The following is a 19,729-nucleotide window of genomic DNA, read 5'->3' as shown; positions in this document are numbered from 1 at the left end:
GATGAGAGCTTTCATTGTGTAGACCTTGAATTTAAAAAGAGAAAATAAAAAAGCAAGCTTGGCAGCCTGCTCTGTGTTGGGTTAGTTGGTACAGTCGGTCATGTCACGTTCTAAACTTGGATACGTACCGCATAATTTCTTTTTAGTACCATCTTCGAAGAAATAGGTAACGGTATAGTTGTCGTCTTGGTCACGCATGTGAACTTTCTGCCAACCTTGGTAATAGATTCCCTCATCAGCAAACTCATATTCATTCATGATGCGATAAAACCCATCAGAATCGACTTCATTTGGATTGTGGAAGTCTGTTTGAATGTAGTTAGTTCGACTATAGAGTCAGCCAGCCTCTAGATTATCGATGTCGTCACCAACACCAATAGCTTCAGGTATTTCAGCGGATAAAGAAGTGTTCCACCAATGGTTAGATTCAGTTCGATAAACTTCGTCTTTTACACTTTGGAAAGTGCGAGTAGTGATGGCCTGAGTAACATTGTTTGCAACACGATCCAAATCACTACATTGTGCAAAGCTTGTTGTCTCAGAGCTGAGTGCTCCGTTAGTGACGCCATATTGCCCGAGGCTTGTTAGATCTCGGTAACTTTCATTAATTGAGCAGTTGTATGAGAGGTTGTTTGGTGTCCAATCATCTGCAGCCGCATAACGAATAGTTTCTTCATATTCATAGATACCGTTGTCAAACGTGCGTTGGGATATATGTTCATGTGCGTTGCCTATGGTTTCTAAGTCTGAACTGACTAGATTAGTGACGTCTGTGTAGTTACCCGGTGTCGTTGCCACGTATTCACGGCGGTACCACTGTGAGTCATACTCTTCGGCCTGTTCATCGAACATACCTAAGAAATACTCAACAAACAGGTAATTTGCGTTAGGGTAAGAGGCTTCTAAAGCAAGAGTGGCTGAGTATGAAGCTTGTAGGCCAGGAACTAGGTTTTGGGCAAAACCATGAAGTGCAGAGTCGCCACTCTCTACATAGTCGCTATATAATTCATTTACCGTCACGTTATAACGTTGAGCAACTCGAATCTCTTGTTGCTCCATACGCGTAATGATGTCTTCGCGTAATTGTTGTTCTGCGATGATACTTTCACAGCTTAATGACTGCCCAGTACTAGCTAGTTCTTTTTCTACTGAATCCCAGACGATCGATGTTAGAGGAGTAAGGTTGAGAAGGTCTTGATTTGTGCTCATAGCAAAGCTAGGAGGCGCGACCATGGTGTAAGCTTTCTCAATCGGTTTATCTGGAAAGTCAGAGTCAATAGCGCCAACGGGTACATGAGTGACGGTAGGAACGTATTGAGAACATTCTGAAAGAGTCTCTGTAATTTCTAAGTCGAAGTTACCATTTTCGTCAGTTATAGCATTCGGTTCGCCATCTTCAAGTTTACCGTTAAAGTTCAAATCTAAAAAAACGGTCGCTCCAGAAATGTAGCCATCAATAACTTTGCCTGATATTGCGCTAGAAGTTTCCTCACTGCTAGAGTTTGAGCTTCCTCCTCCACAGCCAATAAGTGATAGGGCAATAGTGCTAGCCCATAACGTTTTGGTAAATGTCATATCTATATCCTTTCTTGTTTGTAATTTGAGCCCTACATGGCCGTAGGGCGGTTGTTATGTTCAATTGAGTTCTGGGGCTCAGTTGAAATTGTGAGTTGCTGTTTGATGTAAGTTTTAACTGAAAAGTCTTTTGGTCTGTTGAAGCTGAATGTCGACAGGTAGGCGTTAGCTATGTGTGTTACGTCAATGTGGTTAACCTGGTGATTTTGGGGCTCTTGGTAGATAACAAATAGTTCATGTTCAAGCATTGCCAGGCAAAGAGGTTCGATGGTTTTTTGGTCACTTGATAGTTCAATTTTGAGTTGACTGGTGCTCACCAGAGCCTTGCATATCAGTTCAAAGACTGAACTGAAGGTCGGGGTATAGCTAATGTTTGGTATCAAAGATTCGTTTATATAGACCAACTCTTGTAATGAAGCGGAGTCGTGCTTTTGGGTTTTGTGTTGTTGGATGTCTGTGAAGAGAGAGTTGATTATTGCCCGATACTCGATAGGAAAAGTGTTAGTCAACCACAGCTCAGCGAATGCCATAAGAACGGTCTCTCTGGGACCAAAACTATTTAGAGTTGAAGCTTCACGGCGATACCCATAAGGGCGGTCACGAGTGTCTTTGGAAACGTTGAGGTATTGGACAAGAATGTCGAGATTTCTTTGGATAGTTCGAATGTCTCGTTCGACTCCGATAGAAGAAAGTTGCTGTTGTAACTCCTGTGCGGTTATTGAGTGAGTTTGTGGAATGCGATTGTACAGCTCAAAAAGAAGCGATACGTGATCTCTCAAGTTGGGTTTAGTCGCCATAACTAACTGCTGTAGGTTAAGGCAGAGCAATGCTATTCAGGTGGAATGATTGAACTAACTTGCTGTGCTATCAGTAAATAATTTCTGATGCTACGGATTGAGTGGGCATTACTTGCCGGATGGATTTTATGGCTTGCTTTATTTGCTATCAGTCACAGTTGGTGCAATTGAAAGGTAAGGTTCAAAGCGCTAGATGTTGAACTGGTTAGTAGTAAATGATTGCAGCCGATTCACCTTAGTAATGTATGTTTGTGTTTCTTTTAAATTGACTTAATTGGTGCCTTAAAGACCTAACCAACACACTAGGGGACAGCAGCGAACAAAAATTAGCTCTACTAACTACTATCTTATGAGTGGACGATAGGAGGGGTGTCATGCGATTCATCAGGATGAAGCAGGTGATGGAAATGACGAGTTTGAGTCGATCTTCTATCAATCGTTATATCAAGGAAGAACGTTTCCCAAGATGCGTTCCGTTGGGCTGTCGAGCTGCAGTTTGGCTTGAAAGCGAAGTCCAAGATTGGATGCGTGATGTGTTAGGGCGACGTGATGAAAATGTTTTCTATGGTTATGATATAGACTGAGGTGTTAAATGGAGCAAGATGAATGGCTCAATGTTCGCGAGGTAATGAATCGTATTGCGTTGAGGCGAACTAGTCTCTATACCCTTATGGAACGCAGGCAATTTCCTCGCCTAATTAAAACGGGGACCAAATCGGTGAAGTGGCGTTTACAAGATATTGAAGCATGGATGAGACAAAAGATTTGTGAACGGGTGCGTTAATAAAGTAAGGCTTGGAAAACCCAAGCCTTACTTTTGCCGATTAGAAGCATTCAACCTTTATCTCATCAAAGCTTCCCATTTCCAGATAAGCAAGGAAATTTCCTTCCCAGAGCTTATACATTTCACGGACATCGTGACTATCAAGACATTGCCAACCAGAATAACGAGCAAAGAATGCATTGTTACCGATATCAAAGTCTAAATCGCGAGCAAGTTCAGGATAGTGGCCTCCAGAGAAACTGAAGTCTGTGATGTAAAGCAGGTGACAGTGATTGCCTTCAATTTTGTTAAAGCAAATTTCAACAGGATGAAATCCGCCAGCATCAGAAGAGTAACTGCTATCTCTAAAGTTGACAGTGACTGTTCTCGCCTGAGATATATCCTTTTTTGACACTGTTGTTATTAGCACATTAAGTAACTTATCTGAAACCCTTAGAGCGGAATTGGCGAAGGTTAATGGGTGGTGTGTAATCGTTTTGGCAGACATAAAGGCTCCTTACCGCTGTTGCGAAGCGGCAATCTATTCAAGAGGTTGTGGTTAAGGCAAAAGCGTTTTAAGAACGGAGAGAGTGAGTTGGTTGAAGCCTTTGTTATTTAGTAAGTTCACAAAGGCTTTGTCCCAAGACTGAAATAGCTCAATGACTTGCGGCTGGTCGAGATCACAGCGTTCAATGTCTGGTTGATAAAACCAGCCATGACGAAAGTTGAAGTAGAGCTGAACCTCCATTTCTGTGCTCTGTTTATCTGGGTAGGCAAAGCTCGCCATGACTGCGATGTGCCAAGGGCTCTCACTGGTATCTCTAGCGAGGTGAACTTCGATAGGGTGGGGCCCATTACCGTTTTGATAGTATTGAGTATCCCGAAAATTAATAGCGATACGTTTTGCTTCTTTGGGAATTGCACACAGTTCAAGAGAAGCGCAAAGTTTTACTTTAAGCTCGTTCGATAATGGCAAGATGTCGTTATCTAGGATTGGTAAGTTCATATAAGTCCCCTTTCAGCAAATGAGATACAACCCTCGCCAACGACAAAGTGATCAAGAACCCTGATATCAACCAGAGCTAATGCGTCTTTCAATCGAGATGTGATGCGCTTATCTGCTTGAGATGGCTCAGGTGAGCCGGAAGGGTGGTTATGGGCAAAGATGACAGCTGCAGCATTATGCTGCAGCGCCAGCTTTACGACTTCCCTTGGATAGATACTTGCGGCATCAATGGTGCCGAAAAACAACTCATTGTATTCAACCAACCGATGCTGGTTATCGAGCAATAGCACAGCAAACACCTCCCTTTCATGTTGAGCAAGCTTATAGGTTAGAAACTCCTTAGTTGCCTGAGGACTTGTGAATACGTCACCGCGCATGTACTTATCGGCAATGATTTGAGCCGCATGCTCCAGTATCTGATGTTCAGAGTATGTTTTCTCTATTGGTGGGTAGCTGGTGGATTGGCTTTTGTTAGTCATGTCTAATTCTCCAATTTAATTAATGCACTAATTCATCTGGATAATATGTGCTTGAGATTTTTTGGAATGGAGTCGACCTGAGAGCTGGCGGGACGGTGTAGGACGTTCTGAGAAAAAATACATGACGGGCTCCTTCTATGAATGAATAGAAGAGGATCGACTCATGAAACGACTAATACGCCTAAAAGAAGTAATGGATGTAACCGCGTTATCGCGCTCAGCGATTTACCGCAAGATGGATTCCGGCGATTTTCCGCAAAGTGTCAGCATTGGTGATAGAGCTGTTGCGTGGGTAGAGAAAGATGTAAGTGATTGGATTGATTCTGTAATTGCGGGTGGTTGCAATGATTAAAGAAGAAAGAGTAACTTATTGTCCTGAAACGTCTGGCCTCTACAGCAAAGATTACTTTAGAAAGATGCAGGTCAACCAAGAGAGAGGTCCGTTAATTGTTGATGCTATCGCTTTATTCAAAAAGCACTTTGATCAAATGACGAAATCAAGCAATTTACTGATTAGCTTTCATTTCACTATCCACTTGCCTGAAATTGGTCCTATCTTATCGGAGCCTGCCGCGGAGCGATGGCTCTCAATATTTTTAAAAGCTATAGAAGAATCTGCTCAATCAGCAGGTAAGACTAGTGATCTTGGTGAAAGCTTGTGTAACAGCAAAATTCGATGTTTTTGGGCTAGTCATTGTCGCTCCCCAGGCCCTAATACTGTCAAGGTTTATATGGTGGCGGGTTTGAATACTGTACTGGAAGACAGCTTTTGTAATCAGCTTAGGTTAGGAGTTGATAGTGTGTTAAGGGAAGCCGTTAAACGATGTACTAGAGAGCTTTACAATGGTGATGAACGGTTCCCTGTTGCCACCATTATTCCAGGAAAGTTAGCTCTGGACCTGATCAGTAAAGATGCCCCTGATTATGAAAGGGAAAAAGCGTTGCTTTTTTATAAACTAAGTATGCAAACAGCCAAGCCAGCAGGGATAGCTCAAGATGACCTTATTCATGTGTCAGTGCTAACACATGCATCAAGTACTCTAGATGTCATGTTTTCATCAGCAAAGAGTGGCGATAAGACTAAAGACAAATGGCAGACGCCGCCGGGAATTTTTTCTCAGCTCAATGGCCTATTTAACTTCACTCTTGATGCTGCTGCCGAACCAGAAACGGCTCTATGTAAGACGTATTTTACTGAAGAGGATGATGCACTGGTGCAAGACTGGAGTGGTCATGTGGTTTTCTGTAATCCGCCATATTCAAAGCTCGGTGCCTTTGCCAAGAAAGCGTACGAGGAGTCAAAAAGAGGAGCAACGGTTGTCATGTTAGTTCCTGCAAGGACAGATACTAAAGCATTTCATGAATACCTATCGAAAGGAGAGGTCAGTTTTATCAAGGGGCGCTTGAAGTTCCTCCAAAACGGACAGGAGCAGGATGCAGCTCCGTTTCCTAGTATGGTTTGTGTGTTAGGGGGTGGTGTTGATAAGAAGATGGATATAGTAAGCAAAGATGTGTTGAAGCAGACATAAGCATAAGGTCCAAGCAATGCCGCTTGGACCTTATGCCAGATGGGCTGAATTGGGTGCTTTTGAGTCAGTAGTTGCATAATCGAGGGTTAGTTATTGTCTATTCCCCAATTTTCTCATATTCTCCCATTATTAGGATTTCCGATAAAACTATCGAGAGCTAACGCGCTGAAATGACTGACCAAATTTTGACCTTGAAAGAAGTGGCAGAGTATCTGAAACTTGCTGAAAAAACTGCATACAGACTTGCCAGTGAAGGTAAGCTACCTGGCTTTAAAGTCGGTGGCTCATGGCGATTTAGACGTGAAGACCTAGAAGCATGGATTCAAGACCAAAAAGAGCTATGACTCTTTTGGGCGGCTTAAATTAACTAAACTTATCAGAATAATAATGGAATCATCGAATGAGTATTTTACACAGTTGTCAGCCTAGGGATGACATTATACAAGGTTCTTTTAACCCAGAAATCTTCACTGCATCTATTAGTCAGGTTGCCTCTGCATACTCAGGAAAAGGCAGCGCCATTGATTCAATCTATACTGATGCTGGCGCGTTCTTTACAGAGGCGACTTTCCCGACAGAAGGTTTACGTCGGGTTGTTAGAGATGTAATGGGGCGCTTGAACGGAGATAATAGCAAACCAGCGATTCATCGTTTAGAAACTGCTTTCGGTGGTGGTAAAACTCACACTTTAATTGCGTTGACTCACCTGAGTTACCGTGGTTGCGATATTGCTGACGCGGCCTCTGATGTAGTTGAACCAGAAGTTCTTCAGCCTCCTGGTAGCATTGATGTAGTGGCTATTGCCTGTGATGAAATGCCTGTTATTGCACCTAGTGGTGAGAAAGTGTTGGCTTATACTCTCTGGGGTGAGATTGCTCTCAAGCTTGGCGGTGAAAGTTTCTACAATGACAACATTAAAGAAGTGACCTCGTCAGCTTTCCCTGGTCAGTATTTCTTAGAGCGAATGTTTGAAGGTCGCAAAGTTCTTATCATGCTTGACGAGCTTGCACAATATGCGACGCGCTATGAAGCAGCTCATGTAGGTGGTGGTGAGCAGATTAGTGCTTTTTTAATGGCACTTCTAGGCTATGCCCGTACTCACAGTGGTATCAGTGTCGTGCTTACACTTGCTAGCCAAAGTGATGCATTCCAAGGTCAAACTAGCATGCTGCAAGGCGTTCTATCTACAACACTGGGCCGTGATGTTGATGAAGAAGAAGCTGCCGCGCTGGCACAGCGTGCCAGCCAAAGCATCATGAGCGTTGTAAAACGTGATGCAACCACGACCGTACCTGTACGACCGACTGAAATTTCTCGCGTATTGGCTCGTCGACTTTTCACGAAAATTGATGAGACAGAAGCAGCAACGACAGCAGCAGCTTATATGGAAATGTATAAGCGCAGTGGTTCGCAATTGCCCGATACCGCAACTCGGGACGATTACAACAAATCTATTGTTGCAAACTATCCATTCCACCCAAGCTTTATCGCGTATTTAACTAATAAACTTGCTTCTGCTGAAAGCTTCCAGGGTACGCGAGGTGTATTGCGTGTGCTAGCCATGGCCATTCGAAATATCTGGCAAAAGCGCATGATAACTCCCCTGGTGCATACCTGCCACTTAAATATGGCGAACCCAGACCTAGCAGATGAACTTATAGGGCGCACTGGCGCAAGTGATCTCTTGACTGTTCTCAATGCTGATGTGGGCGGGGCAGATTCAAGTAACTTGGAAATGGGTGTATCGGTTGCGCAAAACCTTGATCGAAATAATCCCCATCCTCAGGGATTACCACTTTACGAATGGACTTGGAAAGCAGTATTCCTTCATAGTCTTGTTGGCCGAGGTGAAGGATTGTCTTCCAACGTTTTCGGTATTACTTTTGCGGATGCACTACTTGAAGTAGCGATGCCTAACATTCCACCATCACAGGTTGAAGCTGCATTAAAAGCTATTTCAAACGAAGCCTATTACCTGCGTGCAAAAGATGGGCGTTTCTACGCTCATACTGACCCTACAGAGGCGCGTATCGTTTCTACGATTAAACAAGGTCTCCAACCAGATGATGTTGAAGAACAACTGACGGTAGTGGCACGTAAAGTCGTCAGTCACAACAGCCCAACCTTTCAAGTCGCACAAGACGTGTCTGCACCTGAACACGTGCCTGATAAAACTGGTCGTCCTGTTTTGGCCATTATTCGTCTAGATGTCCACAAAGTTGATCCAACGGAGATGACCACTACAGGAGGTAACGGTCAGCCTCGTTTAGAGCAAAATAATGTATTTATGCTGGTTCCTGAAACAGTTCAAGTCGCTGGCGACACCTGGAGTGAGGATCGAGTCAAAAAGTCACAGTACCGGAAAGAACGCTTAAACGATGTTGCTCGTACTGTTATTGCCATGCGTCGATTACAAAACAAGCCAGAAGACTATGGTATGTCAGCTAGTAAACTTCAAGAGAGTGGCTTTACAGCCAAGCTTAAAGAGCGAGAAATGGCACTACAAACTTCGATTGCGCAGGCTTATGACACTATTTTGTTTCCTGGAGCCTCTGGTCAAGTAGCTCAAAAGAGTATCAAGCAAGCTGGTGGTGAAGGCGGCATGTCCGTTGACGAAGAAATTCGTCGCGTCTTAACAGAAGAAGGCGAATTGATCACTGCTGAAGCCGCGGCGACACAATCCATGTTGCTTCAACTAGGCCAACTTATTTTTGGTAGCATTAGCCAAACCCCATCTTTGGAGCAAATCAGCAACCAGTTTAATCAAAACCGTCGCTGGCCAATTTTGGATAATCAGCGCGTACTGGAACAAATCATTCGCAGCGGTGTAGAGAAAGGCCAATGGTGTCTGTATCGCATGGAATCAAGCGAATCCACCAAACCGGAACACTTCCACAGCCGCGAAACCGGTGGAATCCCACTAGACGTTAACTTGTCCGAGAAAGGCTGGAAGTTGGTATCTGAGCAAGGCGCCAAGCAGCGTGGCTGGAACCCAGAAGCCGAACCGGCGGTAGAGCAAGTGACTCAGTGGGTTGAACAAGTGATGACCGAAGAGCCTTGCACCAAGGTCAAAGAAGTCATCGAAAAGGTTCAAGAAAAGCATGGCAGCGTGCAAAACAGCACTGTCTTGCAAGCGGTAGATAACATCGTCCAGACCGGCCGCGTGTATACCTATGAAGTACGTGGACCAAGCGATGAAGACAACCCGAACCTAATCTATGGCTCTTCTGCCATGTTCCACCAAACGCAGGAAGACGACATGCTCGTTACGCCTGCAACGGCAGCAGAGAAAGGTTGGGTACAACCGGAAGATACCCGCTACACAAAACAAGGCCATGGACTTGCAATAGCGCTGCATAAACAGCTCAATAAGATCAGCTCCCTATACAGCCGAGGAGCAACAACCGAGCCCGATACTTTGCGCCTGGCTTATTTACAATTACCAGGCGGTGGCAAGTTAAATCTTGACTTAATCAATGCCACCAGCAAAGACATGAAGGCATTAAGTGAATTGTTTGAGGTACTTGCCGATTTAACAACAGTAGGCGATGACAGTCAGGCAATGATCGACATTCAAAATGCACCTGAAGACTGTGCATTTTTAGATTTGGTAAAACAAGCTGATGACTAAAAAGAAACTGACGTTACAAGAGCTCTTCGACAAGACCTTAAAGAATCGCTGGCGCACAGCGCCTTTTGTCTTGCGCTTTACTGAGCTTGCTGATCACACCGGTACGGTTTTGGTGATCAAGGAACGCGTTGAAAAAGAAACCTCAGAAAGCGGTAAAAAACTTGGTAGCCTGCGTGATCGAGGCACCTTATACGGTGAAAACTTAAAAATACTTTCGCCGCGCCTCAAACCTATTTTAGAGCAAGTGGTTGATGATGGGGGCGTGCCCTTAGACCTACAACGCTTTATTAGCCAGGAAGGGTTCAAGCTACGAGATAACCTGCCTTTAGATGAAGAAGCCGGGGCAAAAATTGCATTGATTGTGAAGTTACAGTCTCGTCTTCACAACCCTGACCGCCTTGAACTGCTCGCCCGACGAGTACAGCGATTTAGCCGCGAAGAGGCTGCCTACTGGCTAGGCCGCACCACTCACTATGGTGTCGATGCCAACCGCTGGGCAGTCTCTGGGCTGCGTATCATGCTATGTGGCACAACAAATAATGATGTTGGCATTACTCGCCAGCTGAACAAATTAAGGTAATTGAACGTGATGACCGATAGACGACTGATTGAGGCAGGCTTTCCTTGCCACCAGGTAGGTGCCGAAACCGCTAGGGAGCGCGGCGCAAGTTCTGCCCTCCCACCATTGTATTTTTTACATGTGTGGTGGGCTCGTCGACCATTAACACCAAGCCGAGCAGCCATTGCAGGTTCACTACTACCTGAAAATACAAATGTTGAGGCATTTGTTAAAGAGTTAGGTATCGAAAAGCAGGTTGTCGAACTTACTGGTGGCCAGTGGGTGCTCACAGGTAAGCTACTGGAACGGATTGAAAAATCAGGCTCTATTGAATCACTAAAAGTAGACGCCGTTGTGTTGCGAGCTTTTGACAAAGAGGTTGCAAGAAGAGCGAAAAATTTAGACACCATTGCACAGCTTAAACAACACTCAGCAGAGCTTGCCAATAATCCTGTATTACACCGATGGGAACAAGAGTCTCAGTATCTTGGCCAATTACACAGCGGTGAGGTGTTAAGTGTTAAACGCGTTATGGGCGACCCATCTCATACCAACGAGCGTATCGAATTCGCTAAATCCAATGAAGTGAAAGAAGCTCTTGGCTCTACAATCAAATGGGATGCTCAAGACTTATACGGTTATGGCCGGGCTTATCAAAACGACCATGCGCCGCTACCTTCAGGTCTGACAGTCCTTGATCCCACCTCTGGCGGTGGCTCTATTCCATTTGAAGCTCTGCGCCTAGGTCATAACGTTATTGCCAATGAGTTGAATCCAGTTGCTAGCACCATATTGCATGCAACCTTAGACTTTCCTGCCAGATATGGAGAGTCCTTATATCAAGATATTGAGAGCTGGGGACATAAGCTGCTAGAGCGAGTTGAACGTGAAATGGCGCCATTCACGCCTTTTTCTCCCTTGCCAGAGCATGAGAAAAAGCGATTAAAAAATCATTTAGAAAATTGCCCAGATTTATTTGATCAATTTAATGCTCCTGAATTCGATCAAAGTGGGATTCTCTACTGCCGCCAAGTCACCTGTCCAAGTTGCAGCGCCAAAACACCGCTGTTGAATACACATTGGCTATCTAAAGAAGCGAAAGACCAGTGGGGCGTTAAAGTAGTTACTTCTGGTACAGGCTCATCTGCCACCTACCGCTTTGAAACCTATCAAGCAAAAAATGGCAAAGGCCCTAATGGTGAAGATCCTGAACAAGCAACGTGCAAGCGCGGTATCGGTCAATGTGTTCACTGCAAGCAGGCAATTGAAGCTGATGAAATCAAGTCTCAGGCGCGTGGTGAATCTATTCACGGCCAATGGAAAGATGAACTCTACGCAGTGGTTGCAGTTCGCCACCAGCCCAAATTAGACAAAAACGGTCTGCCGCAGTACTTCACTACAGGCCCAAGGAAAGGTGAAGTAAAAATAGAAAAAGTTCGCTTTTTCCGCTCACCAAACCAAATAGATTACGACGCGATTGAGGCGGCAAGTGCTGAGTTAAAAGCACAGTGGGATCGCTTCGATGAAAAAGGCTTAATACCAACGGAAAAATTCCCTGATGGGAACGACATGAGACCAGCTAAATATGGCATGGAGCGTTGGTACAAGCTATTTAATGATCGACAGCTGCTTGGCCATTTAACAGCGATGGAAACCCTTAGCCAGTTAAAGCCCCAGATCATATCTGAGTTAGGCCAAGAGCGCGGAAGAGCGGTGATAACGTACCTACAGTTTGCTATAGACAAAGTCGTCGATTACAGCAGTAAACAAACTCGTTGGCATTTTGGGCGCGGCGTAATTGTTGGCACTTTTGGCCGCCATGACTTTTCGTTGAAGTGGACTTATGGCGAAATAATTCTTTCTGGACCTAACTCCGGTTCAAAATGGGGATTGGCACAAGTTCTTGATGCGTATCAGGGTATTCAAGGCTTGGTTGAAAACTCTGTTAATTTAGAAAGGCAAAACCTTTCCATCATTAATGGTAGCGGAGTTCATATTGAGCCTGTGAAGGATAAAAGCGTTGACCTTGTCTGCATGGATCCTCCTTATTATGACAATGTTCAATATTCCGAATTATCGGATTACTACTATGTTTGGCAGAAGCGAACATTAAAAGATCTATATCCTGAATTATCCTGGTCACGATTAACGAATAAACAAGAAGAAGCCGTTGCCAACCCAGCTAGAGATGGCTCTGCAAAAAATGCCAAAGCCGAGTATGAAAAGCTGATGGGTGAAATATTTGCTGAGTCTCGCCGAGTCGTTAAAGATGACGGTGTGATGACTCTGATGTTCACCCATAAAGCGCAAGATGCCTGGGAAACCTTAACTCGCTCATTGATTGAATCAGGATGGGAAATTACGTCCTGCTTCCCAGTTGAATCTGAGAGTGGTTACTCGACCCACCAAATGAATATGGCCTCTGCAGCCAGTACAATTTTTATTACTTGCCGTAAGCGCGCTTTAAATAATCAGCAAGTCGCATTCTGGTCAGGCCTAGGCGGCACAGGCGTACAACACCAAATTCGCTCTGCTGTAGAAGCAGGCCTTGATGAATTTAGACCACTAAAACTCAACGCCGTTGACCAGATGATCGCCTGTTACGGCCGCGCCTTACAGGTATTAAGTGAAAACTGGCCTGTAATGGATGGCGATGAAGAGGTATCACCGATTCGCGCCATGAACGAAGCCAGTCGAGTCGTTGCAGAACACCAGATAAAAGTGATTACGGATGGCAATATCTCAGTTGACGATTTAGATACTGAAACCGCTATGGCGCTAACCATGTACGGTATTTGGGGGCATAACGACGCTTCCTTTACGGAAGTATTGAACTTGTCGCGCTCGCTTAATATTAGCCTAGAAACCCGCACCGGTGGTTACGGTATCGAAGGCCGCATGGTGGGCATTAACACCGAAATCAGTGGCCGTACTGCCGTTGCAGGTCAAGCTGCCGAGGACAAAGGCTACGCTGCACCACTTGTGAAGAAAGGCTCTAAGTTGCGTTTGACTAAGCCACATGAGCGCAGTGCTCGCCGGGTTGCTAAACCACAATCAGATTGGGATGTACTGCATGGCTTGTTGCTGAAGTTCCGCGAAGGTGATGTGCCGGTAGCACGCGCCTATTTAGATGAACAGCGTGAAGGCAATGACAACATCATTCTCGACTTACTTGAGGTTTGGGGAGAGGAAGCCGAAACGCCAGAGGCACGTAACGAAGCCCGAGCACTGCTATTTGGCTTAAGACAGTAAACAGAGAGGCCTAACAGAATTAGGCCTCAGTTAGCACAACACGGAATTTTTCATGCAAGCGTCTGAACAAACATTTTCAAAGATCATTCAGTCTGATAATGGCAATGAACACTACCATGTCCCTAAATACCAGCGAGCTTATAGTTGGCGACAGAACAATTGGACTCAGTTATTTGATGACATTGATGAAAATGAAGCTGGACACTTCATAGGCTCGATTATTTGCATTGACGAGAATAGCAAGCGCAAGCCTGGACACGACCTTGTATTTGAGTTGGTCGATGGCCAACAGCGTATGACTACTCTCTCTTTGTTGATTGCAGCTTTGTACCAGAAGTTAAGTCTCTGTGTAGACGCAGCAGAAAACGAAGAAGATTTTGATGAAGATGACTTTGATGAGATAAAAGCCAAACGTCGAGGCATAGGGTTACAGCTCGTAAGAAAAATTAAAGCTGACGTCGCAGATCAGCGCGGGGCAATCAAGTCAGGTAAGCGTGTTGTATTATTGCGGGTTCAACCATCCAGCCAAAATCATAATCTAGATGACTATCTGTATATTCTTTCAACCTCTGGTCTATTAGTCGATACCGTAAGGTGCCCAAGCCATTTTGGTAACAGGCTTATGGCGAAAGCTTATCGCTATTTTTTAGATCGTTTGCCGAATTCAATTGATGCATTAATGCTGTTGGCAGACAAAATCAACCAACTGCAATTAGTCCATATCTCTGTCAACTCTCACGCTAATGCCTTTCGCCTTTTTGAAACGCTTAACAACCGAGGCGTGCCTTTAACAGCTGTTGATATCATAAAAAACAAAATGCTGGCTGAAATGGAACGCCAACACGACGTTTCTATCGATGATGCGTATGAGTTTTGGCAAGAAATGCTAGAAGACATTGAAGATGTGGAGGACCGTTTTCTAAGACAGTTCTATAACGCCTTTAAGCATAGAGAGAAAATTGGCCAGCCATCTTTTACGGCCAAAGCAACTTCTTCAACTCTGATTGCTATTTACGAGAAAATCATTGAAAGCAATGCCAAGTTTATTTTTGATGATTTAGTAGCAAAAGCTAAAGTTTACGGAGAAATTACTCAGCCAGATGAGAGTACCCCGTTAGGGTTGGCACTCGTAGATCTAAACCGGATCGGCGCAGTGCCTTCAAATACCCTGCTGATGTACTTGATGACTCTGGATGAAAAGCACTTCGCTAGTGCTGATACCTTACTTAGTGTTGTAAATTTTTTGCAGAAGTATTTTGTTCGGAGAAATATTACAGACACCCCCAGTACGCGAGACCTTGATCAGTTACAAATTGATGTTGTTGAAGCTTGCGAATCAAGAATAAAGATAAACCAAACTATCGATTCTGACTTTGTTATTACCGCCTACTGCAAAGGCCGTGGAGAGCCCGCCTCACTTGAATCATTCGAATCTGCACTGAGCGACAATTTGTTCTATTACAATAAGCAAATGGCTCGTTATGTATTAGTAAAACTGGATGAACGAGCTCATAGTCGCGAATACAAACCAGATTTCTGGGCAAGGAACAACAAAGGGCAATATATTTGGACTGTAGAGCACATATTCCCTCAGGGTGAGAATATTCCAGCCCATTGGGTAGATATGATTGCAGGGGGAGATACCAGTTTAGCAAAAGAGATCCAAGATGAGAGCGTTCATTGCCTGGGTAATCTTACTTTAAGTGGTTACAACTCCCGCCTATCAAATCAAAGTTTCGACAGGAAGCAATCGAAAACTGAAATCACCGCTGCGGGCCATAAAATCGATATTGGCTACAAAAATGGTTTGTATTTGAACAACCTAAAATTCGAGTCGAATGGCAAAGATGTATCACTTTCAACGATCGAGCAGTGGCAAAAAGATGATATTGCCCAAAGAAATCAAATGATGGTACACCTACTTAGCAGTCAATATCGATTTAACCATGAGGTAAAAAATAATGAGGGTTGCGATTAAATGCCATTAAAGGACTTTTCCTGGGAGTACAGTTATAAAACATCTCAAGTGAGAGCGCCGGGAGAGCCTGCCGTAGATATTCTGCGGGAATTTTATGTGCCTTTGTTACAGCGAATTGTTCGCTATGACCGGGTAGCTGGTTTCTTCCGCTCATCGTCGCTTGCCCTTGCCAGTCGAGGCATGACCTCTTTTGTAAATCGTGATGGCAAAATGCGTCTGATTGCTGGCGTCGATATGACACCTAAAGATGTGCAAGCCATTATAAACGGCCAGCACGCCATTCTTGAATCTCATCTTGATCAGGAGCTTGCCGGCACAGAACAATGGCCAGAAGAAGCTGAACGCGGTGTGGAGTTACTTTCTTGGATGGTTGCCCATGGCCACTTAGAAATAAAAGTCGCCTTGCGAAAGCATGCTCAAACTGGTGAAGCGATAAGCCTAGATTCCAGTGAAGATGGCTACGTGCATGAAAAGTGGGCGTTGGGATATGACTTCGAAGAGGGGAAGGATGGAGAAACTCTTTATGCCAGTGGTTCCTGGAATGAATCAGAAACCGCGCTGAAACGTAATGCAGAGAATGTGGACGTTGATTGCTCTTGGGAAGGAAAAAAAGAGCGAGCAAAAATTGCAGATGCAGCGCGATCATTTGATGCAATGTGGAAGAATATCCATCCCGCATTTGTAGTTAAGGACTTGCCTTCAGCAGTGCGTGAAAAGCTACTGCGTTTTTCGGAAAGCATCACGGTTCCAGTAGAGATAGATAACCACCCTGCTGAGCTTGAACAACCTAAGATTTCCAGCAAGGATGCATTGCGTTTTACCGCACTGAAATACGCGCCTTTGATGCCTAATGGTGAGTATGTTGGCATGTATACAGCGCCAGTTGAGCCTTGGCCCCATCAAGAAGTGGTTGCTCGACGAATCATCGAGAACTTTCCAGCATCGCACCTGATGTGTGACGAGGTTGGATTGGGTAAAACCATTGAGGCAGGCCTAGCATTCCGCTCACTGTACTTGAGTATGCGCGCAAAACGTATCCTTATCGCAGCTCCAGCCAGCTTGACACGACAGTGGCAACGTGAAATGGCAACCAAGTTTTATCTTGGGTTTGACCGAGTAACAGCATCTCCATCACCGCAAACTGAATCGATCTTTCCTCTTGAAGAGAAAAAGTCCATCGGCAGTTTATATAGCCCCAACTTAACGATTGTATCGACAGGTTTAATGGCGAGAAAGGAAAGACGCCGATTGCTGGATCAAGCGGATAAATTCGATCTGGCCTTGGTGGATGAGGCTCACTATGCCCGTCGGCAAAACTCTCAGCGTGGGACGAGAGGCTTTCCCCGTTTTAATCAGCTGTATCAGACCATTGCCGATCACATGCGTGGCAACACTCACTCTTTGCTCTTAGCGACTGCAACACCCATGCAGCTTGATCCTGTGGAAGTGAGCGACTTGATTCGTTTAACCAATCGCGTTGGAGCATTTCAATACGATCCGTCCTTGATGCTAGCTTATTATCGCCTTGTTAATGCCGTTGCCTCTGGCGAAAAGTTAAAGCAGGAAGAATGGGACTTTATTCGTAAATCCGTTACGACGGTAGAAAACCTGGACCCGAAACTCTGGCGATACCTCAACGACGTAGTAATTGATCCTATGTCGAAGATTTCACTGGAGCAATGGTTAAATCGTGGCACGATCCCAATGCAACATGAGCTAGCCGCCTTAGCAAGACTATTGTTTGCTGCAGCCCCACTGTCACGAGTGATGCAGCGCCATACGCGTGATTTACTTAAAATTTATCGTCAGAAAGGCAAGCTTAGTGCAAATCTTGCCGATAGAACAGTTATTCCAACACCACGCATAACCTTTACCAAGAAAGAGGCTCGCGTAGATGGTCTGCTCGGTGAATATTGCGAAGGACTGAGAGAGCAGCTTCTGGCTAGTGGGCTCAATGAACCAGGTCAGGTTGCTTTAGGCTTCTATTTAAGCTTCTTGCGCTTACGATTTGCATCCAGCCTTAAGGCATTACAGCTGACACTCTCGCGCCGTAAAACAAAGGTGGAAGCAACGCTCATTGAGCAGCTGAAATACAGTATGGACCCTACCGATAATGAGGAGCTTCAGGAGTTACTTATTGACGGTGGTGACGATGACGTTGACGCCGTTGAAATGCTGCTCAACAACAGAACCAAAGATGATTTAAGGTGGGAACGCGATATGCTCGACTCATTACTAGGTGAGTTGGCTGATATCTATGAGGACTCGAATAAGTTTAGAGCGTTACTGACCGCACTCAAGCCTCGTATCGATGGCAAGCGCATTAAGCAAACCGTAATTTTTACCCGCTTTCTCGACACCCTTCATGACATCAGGGAGCGACTACAAGCCAAATTCCCTGAACTACTCATAGGTACCTATTCAGGTGAAGGTGGGCATTACTACGATCCAAACAAGAATCAAATGGTGGGTGTAGAACGTGATGTGATCAAGCATCGATTTGTTCAGGGCCATATCGATATTTTACTCTGTACCGACGCAGCCGCTGAGGGTCTTAACTTACAAACCTCTGACTTGCTTGTTAACTATGACCTGCCTTGGAACCCAATGAAGGTTGAACAGCGTATTGGTCGTATCGATCGTATCGGGCAGACTCATAAAGAGATTTTTGTTCTCAACCTATGTTTTGCGGACTCTGCAGAGCAATTTGTCTATGAACGCTTATTAAATCGCTTGGCTAGCGCAAATCTTGTGGTGGGAACACAACAGTTCTCAATGCTTCCTGTCACCACAGAAGAGTTCCAAAAATTGGCCGAAGGTACGATGACCGAAAAACAGGTAGAACAGGCTGCAATGGACCGAGCCAAAATCCAACAGGCTAACAATAAGCTTATGGAAGTGCCTGTGGAGGAAATGTTTAATGTGTATGTAAGGCTCAGCCAAACATATCGCAAAGAGCCGCTGCCGGTTTATTTAACTGAAATTTGGCAAACCCTAATTGAATCAGAATTCCTCAAAGAAATTGGCTGCAAGCTGAGTGATTGTGGAAAATACCTTATCTTAAATGGCATTGAATCGATCGTTGATGGCTCTGTATTAACTATCGATAGGTCTTTATTTGATACGGGTCTACCGGATGGCTCGCATGCGTACTTCGCCACCTATGGTGAGCCTATTTTTGAACGACTGCTTAACTTCGTAGTGGAGAAAATTGACAAACCAGTCTGCCAAGTTCTCCACTCAAAAGAAGACAACATTGAATGTGCAGCTATTGCGTATTTAGATCATAACAACCGAATGCAACTGGCAACCTCTGTGAAACAAGCTCTCGCAGCCGATGAAGCCAAGGCTTGTGACGATAAAACTAGCGTCCAACGCGCTCAGATGCAGATAGATAAGTTCGCCAAAGACACCCACCGAAACCAAAGCAAAATAGCAAATGTAGAGAGGAACAACCTACTTCAAGCTAAGGCTCAGGTGCTATTGAACAATCAGGTTGTTCGTTCACTGATGTCTTCAAAACTCAAAACCAGCAAACTCGATGATAATGCAACAGTGATACTTCGAGCACTAGAAGAACAATTTAGTAAGCGAGACACAGCAGTTAGAATTAGAGAGGTCCCTAGAGATATGAAGGTCTCGCTAACTGCCGGTATTATTGATGCAAAATTTCCTCGACAAGGCGATGGGCATGTTGATACACCAGTACTAATCGTGAATACCGCATTAGAGTCTCTTGCTCGAAGGGTTGATGGGAGCAAGGGGGGCGCACGCAGGCAAACAGCTAGTGCTATTATTCGAGGGATTGAAATAAATCCGGAAGAGATTAACTAATTCAACTTAACTGAATTAGTTACAACCAGTGTTTTGGAACTTCTAATTCGAAACTTTTAGCAGCGTACTGAAGCATCGTAATGATTTCACAATGCTTTTTTTCATCATAGGGTTGACCGTTTTGCTTTTTCTGAACAATGACTTTGAGTTCTACTAGATTAAACATTCCCAGCCTGTAGAAGTTTCCCTAGCTAGGTGTACCAAATAAGTTATATATGGTTTCGGTACTGTCACGCTCACTAGCAAGACGTTTGGGCTCATCGATTTTAGCTAATGCTGCTTCGCCTTCTTCTTTTGTATCGTAAGTGTTTAGTTGTTTCATTAGG

The 19,729-nt window shown here is 44.6% G+C and carries 17 protein-coding genes; 10 read left to right on the top strand and 7 right to left on the bottom strand.

Annotation, left to right across the window (positions count from 1 at the left end; all coding sequences use genetic code 11):
• Positions 1-81: 81 nt before the first annotated feature.
• The 3 genes from KI655_RS02375 to KI655_RS02365 all read right to left on the bottom strand — a co-directional run bounded on the left by KI655_RS02375 (position 82) and on the right by KI655_RS02365 (position 2,372).
• Complete coding sequence (locus tag KI655_RS02375) at positions 82-258, bottom strand: hypothetical protein (RefSeq protein ID WP_285401356.1); 177 nt, start codon at positions 256-258, stop codon at positions 82-84.
• 78 nt (positions 259-336) lie between these two features.
• Positions 337-1,575: a hypothetical protein gene (locus KI655_RS02370; protein ID WP_285401354.1), complete on the bottom strand. Its 1,239-nt coding sequence runs from the start codon at positions 1,573-1,575 to the stop codon at positions 337-339.
• Positions 1,576-1,607: 32 nt separating this feature from the next.
• Complete coding sequence (locus tag KI655_RS02365) at positions 1,608-2,372, bottom strand: hypothetical protein (protein ID WP_285401352.1); 765 nt, start codon at positions 2,370-2,372, stop codon at positions 1,608-1,610.
• 374 nt (positions 2,373-2,746) lie between these two features.
• Here KI655_RS02365 and KI655_RS02360 point away from each other — a divergent pair, with 374 nt between their 5' ends.
• A complete protein-coding gene (locus tag KI655_RS02360) occupies positions 2,747-2,956 on the top strand; it encodes an AlpA family transcriptional regulator (protein ID WP_285401350.1) in 210 nt (69 codons plus the stop codon).
• An 8-nt stretch (positions 2,957-2,964) separates the two neighbouring features.
• Positions 2,965-3,156: a helix-turn-helix transcriptional regulator gene (locus KI655_RS24140; protein ID WP_373417280.1), complete on the top strand. Its 192-nt coding sequence runs from the start codon at positions 2,965-2,967 to the stop codon at positions 3,154-3,156.
• A 40-nt stretch (positions 3,157-3,196) separates the two neighbouring features.
• Here KI655_RS24140 and KI655_RS02355 read toward each other — a convergent pair whose 3' ends face one another.
• Genes KI655_RS02355 through radC form a run of 3 tightly spaced genes read right to left on the bottom strand, consistent with a single transcriptional unit; the run spans position 3,197 to position 4,620 of the window.
• Positions 3,197-3,643, bottom strand: a complete 447-nt coding sequence (locus KI655_RS02355; protein ID WP_285401349.1) for a DUF2787 domain-containing protein — start codon at positions 3,641-3,643, stop codon at positions 3,197-3,199.
• Positions 3,644-3,694: 51 nt separating this feature from the next.
• Entirely contained in the window at positions 3,695-4,141 is a 447-nt protein-coding gene (locus KI655_RS02350) for a DUF2787 family protein (RefSeq protein WP_285401347.1), read from the bottom strand.
• Complete coding sequence (radC, locus tag KI655_RS02345) at positions 4,138-4,620, bottom strand: DNA repair protein RadC (protein WP_276403960.1); 483 nt, start codon at positions 4,618-4,620, stop codon at positions 4,138-4,140. The genes KI655_RS02350 and radC overlap by 4 nt, the downstream gene beginning before the upstream one ends.
• Positions 4,621-4,783: 163 nt before the next feature.
• Between radC and KI655_RS02340 the strand changes: the two genes are divergently transcribed.
• From KI655_RS02340 to KI655_RS02305, 8 genes are all read left to right on the top strand, one after another.
• Positions 4,784-4,972: an AlpA family transcriptional regulator gene (locus KI655_RS02340; protein WP_262646713.1), complete on the top strand. Its 189-nt coding sequence runs from the start codon at positions 4,784-4,786 to the stop codon at positions 4,970-4,972.
• Positions 4,965-6,149, top strand: a complete 1,185-nt coding sequence (locus tag KI655_RS02335) for a DNA N-6-adenine-methyltransferase (RefSeq protein ID WP_285401342.1) — start codon at positions 4,965-4,967, stop codon at positions 6,147-6,149. The genes KI655_RS02340 and KI655_RS02335 overlap by 8 nt, the downstream gene beginning before the upstream one ends.
• Before the next feature lie 170 nt (positions 6,150-6,319).
• Positions 6,320-6,493, top strand: a complete 174-nt coding sequence (locus KI655_RS02330; RefSeq protein ID WP_285401341.1) for a helix-turn-helix domain-containing protein — start codon at positions 6,320-6,322, stop codon at positions 6,491-6,493.
• A 56-nt stretch (positions 6,494-6,549) separates the two neighbouring features.
• A complete protein-coding gene (locus KI655_RS02325) occupies positions 6,550-9,780 on the top strand; it encodes an ATP-binding protein (RefSeq protein ID WP_285401339.1) in 3,231 nt (1,076 codons plus the stop codon).
• Positions 9,773-10,360 carry a hypothetical protein gene (locus KI655_RS02320; protein ID WP_285401337.1) on the top strand — a complete coding sequence of 196 codons (588 nt, stop codon included), beginning with the start codon at positions 9,773-9,775 and terminating at the stop codon, positions 10,358-10,360. The genes KI655_RS02325 and KI655_RS02320 overlap by 8 nt, the downstream gene beginning before the upstream one ends.
• 9 nt (positions 10,361-10,369) lie before the next feature.
• Complete coding sequence (locus tag KI655_RS02315; RefSeq protein ID WP_285401335.1) at positions 10,370-13,591, top strand: DUF1156 domain-containing protein; 3,222 nt, start codon at positions 10,370-10,372, stop codon at positions 13,589-13,591.
• A gap of 52 nt (positions 13,592-13,643) precedes the next feature.
• Positions 13,644-15,569 (top strand): DUF262 domain-containing protein, encoded by a 1,926-nt coding sequence (locus KI655_RS02310; protein WP_285401333.1) that lies wholly within the window; start codon positions 13,644-13,646, stop codon positions 15,567-15,569.
• Positions 15,570-15,665: 96 nt separating this feature from the next.
• A complete protein-coding gene (locus tag KI655_RS02305) occupies positions 15,666-19,403 on the top strand; it encodes a helicase-related protein (RefSeq protein WP_285401331.1) in 3,738 nt (1,245 codons plus the stop codon).
• 187 nt (positions 19,404-19,590) lie between these two features.
• Here KI655_RS02305 and KI655_RS02300 read toward each other — a convergent pair whose 3' ends face one another.
• A complete protein-coding gene (locus KI655_RS02300; protein ID WP_285401329.1) occupies positions 19,591-19,725 on the bottom strand; it encodes a hypothetical protein in 135 nt (44 codons plus the stop codon).
• Positions 19,726-19,729: the final 4 nt, after the last annotated feature.

It is taken from the genome of Vibrio sp. D404a, from assembly GCF_030248535.1.
Taxonomy (GTDB): domain Bacteria; phylum Pseudomonadota; class Gammaproteobacteria; order Enterobacterales; family Vibrionaceae; genus Vibrio.
The sequence above is the reverse complement of the archived record's forward strand: the minus strand, read 5'-3'. Positions and strand labels throughout refer to the sequence as shown.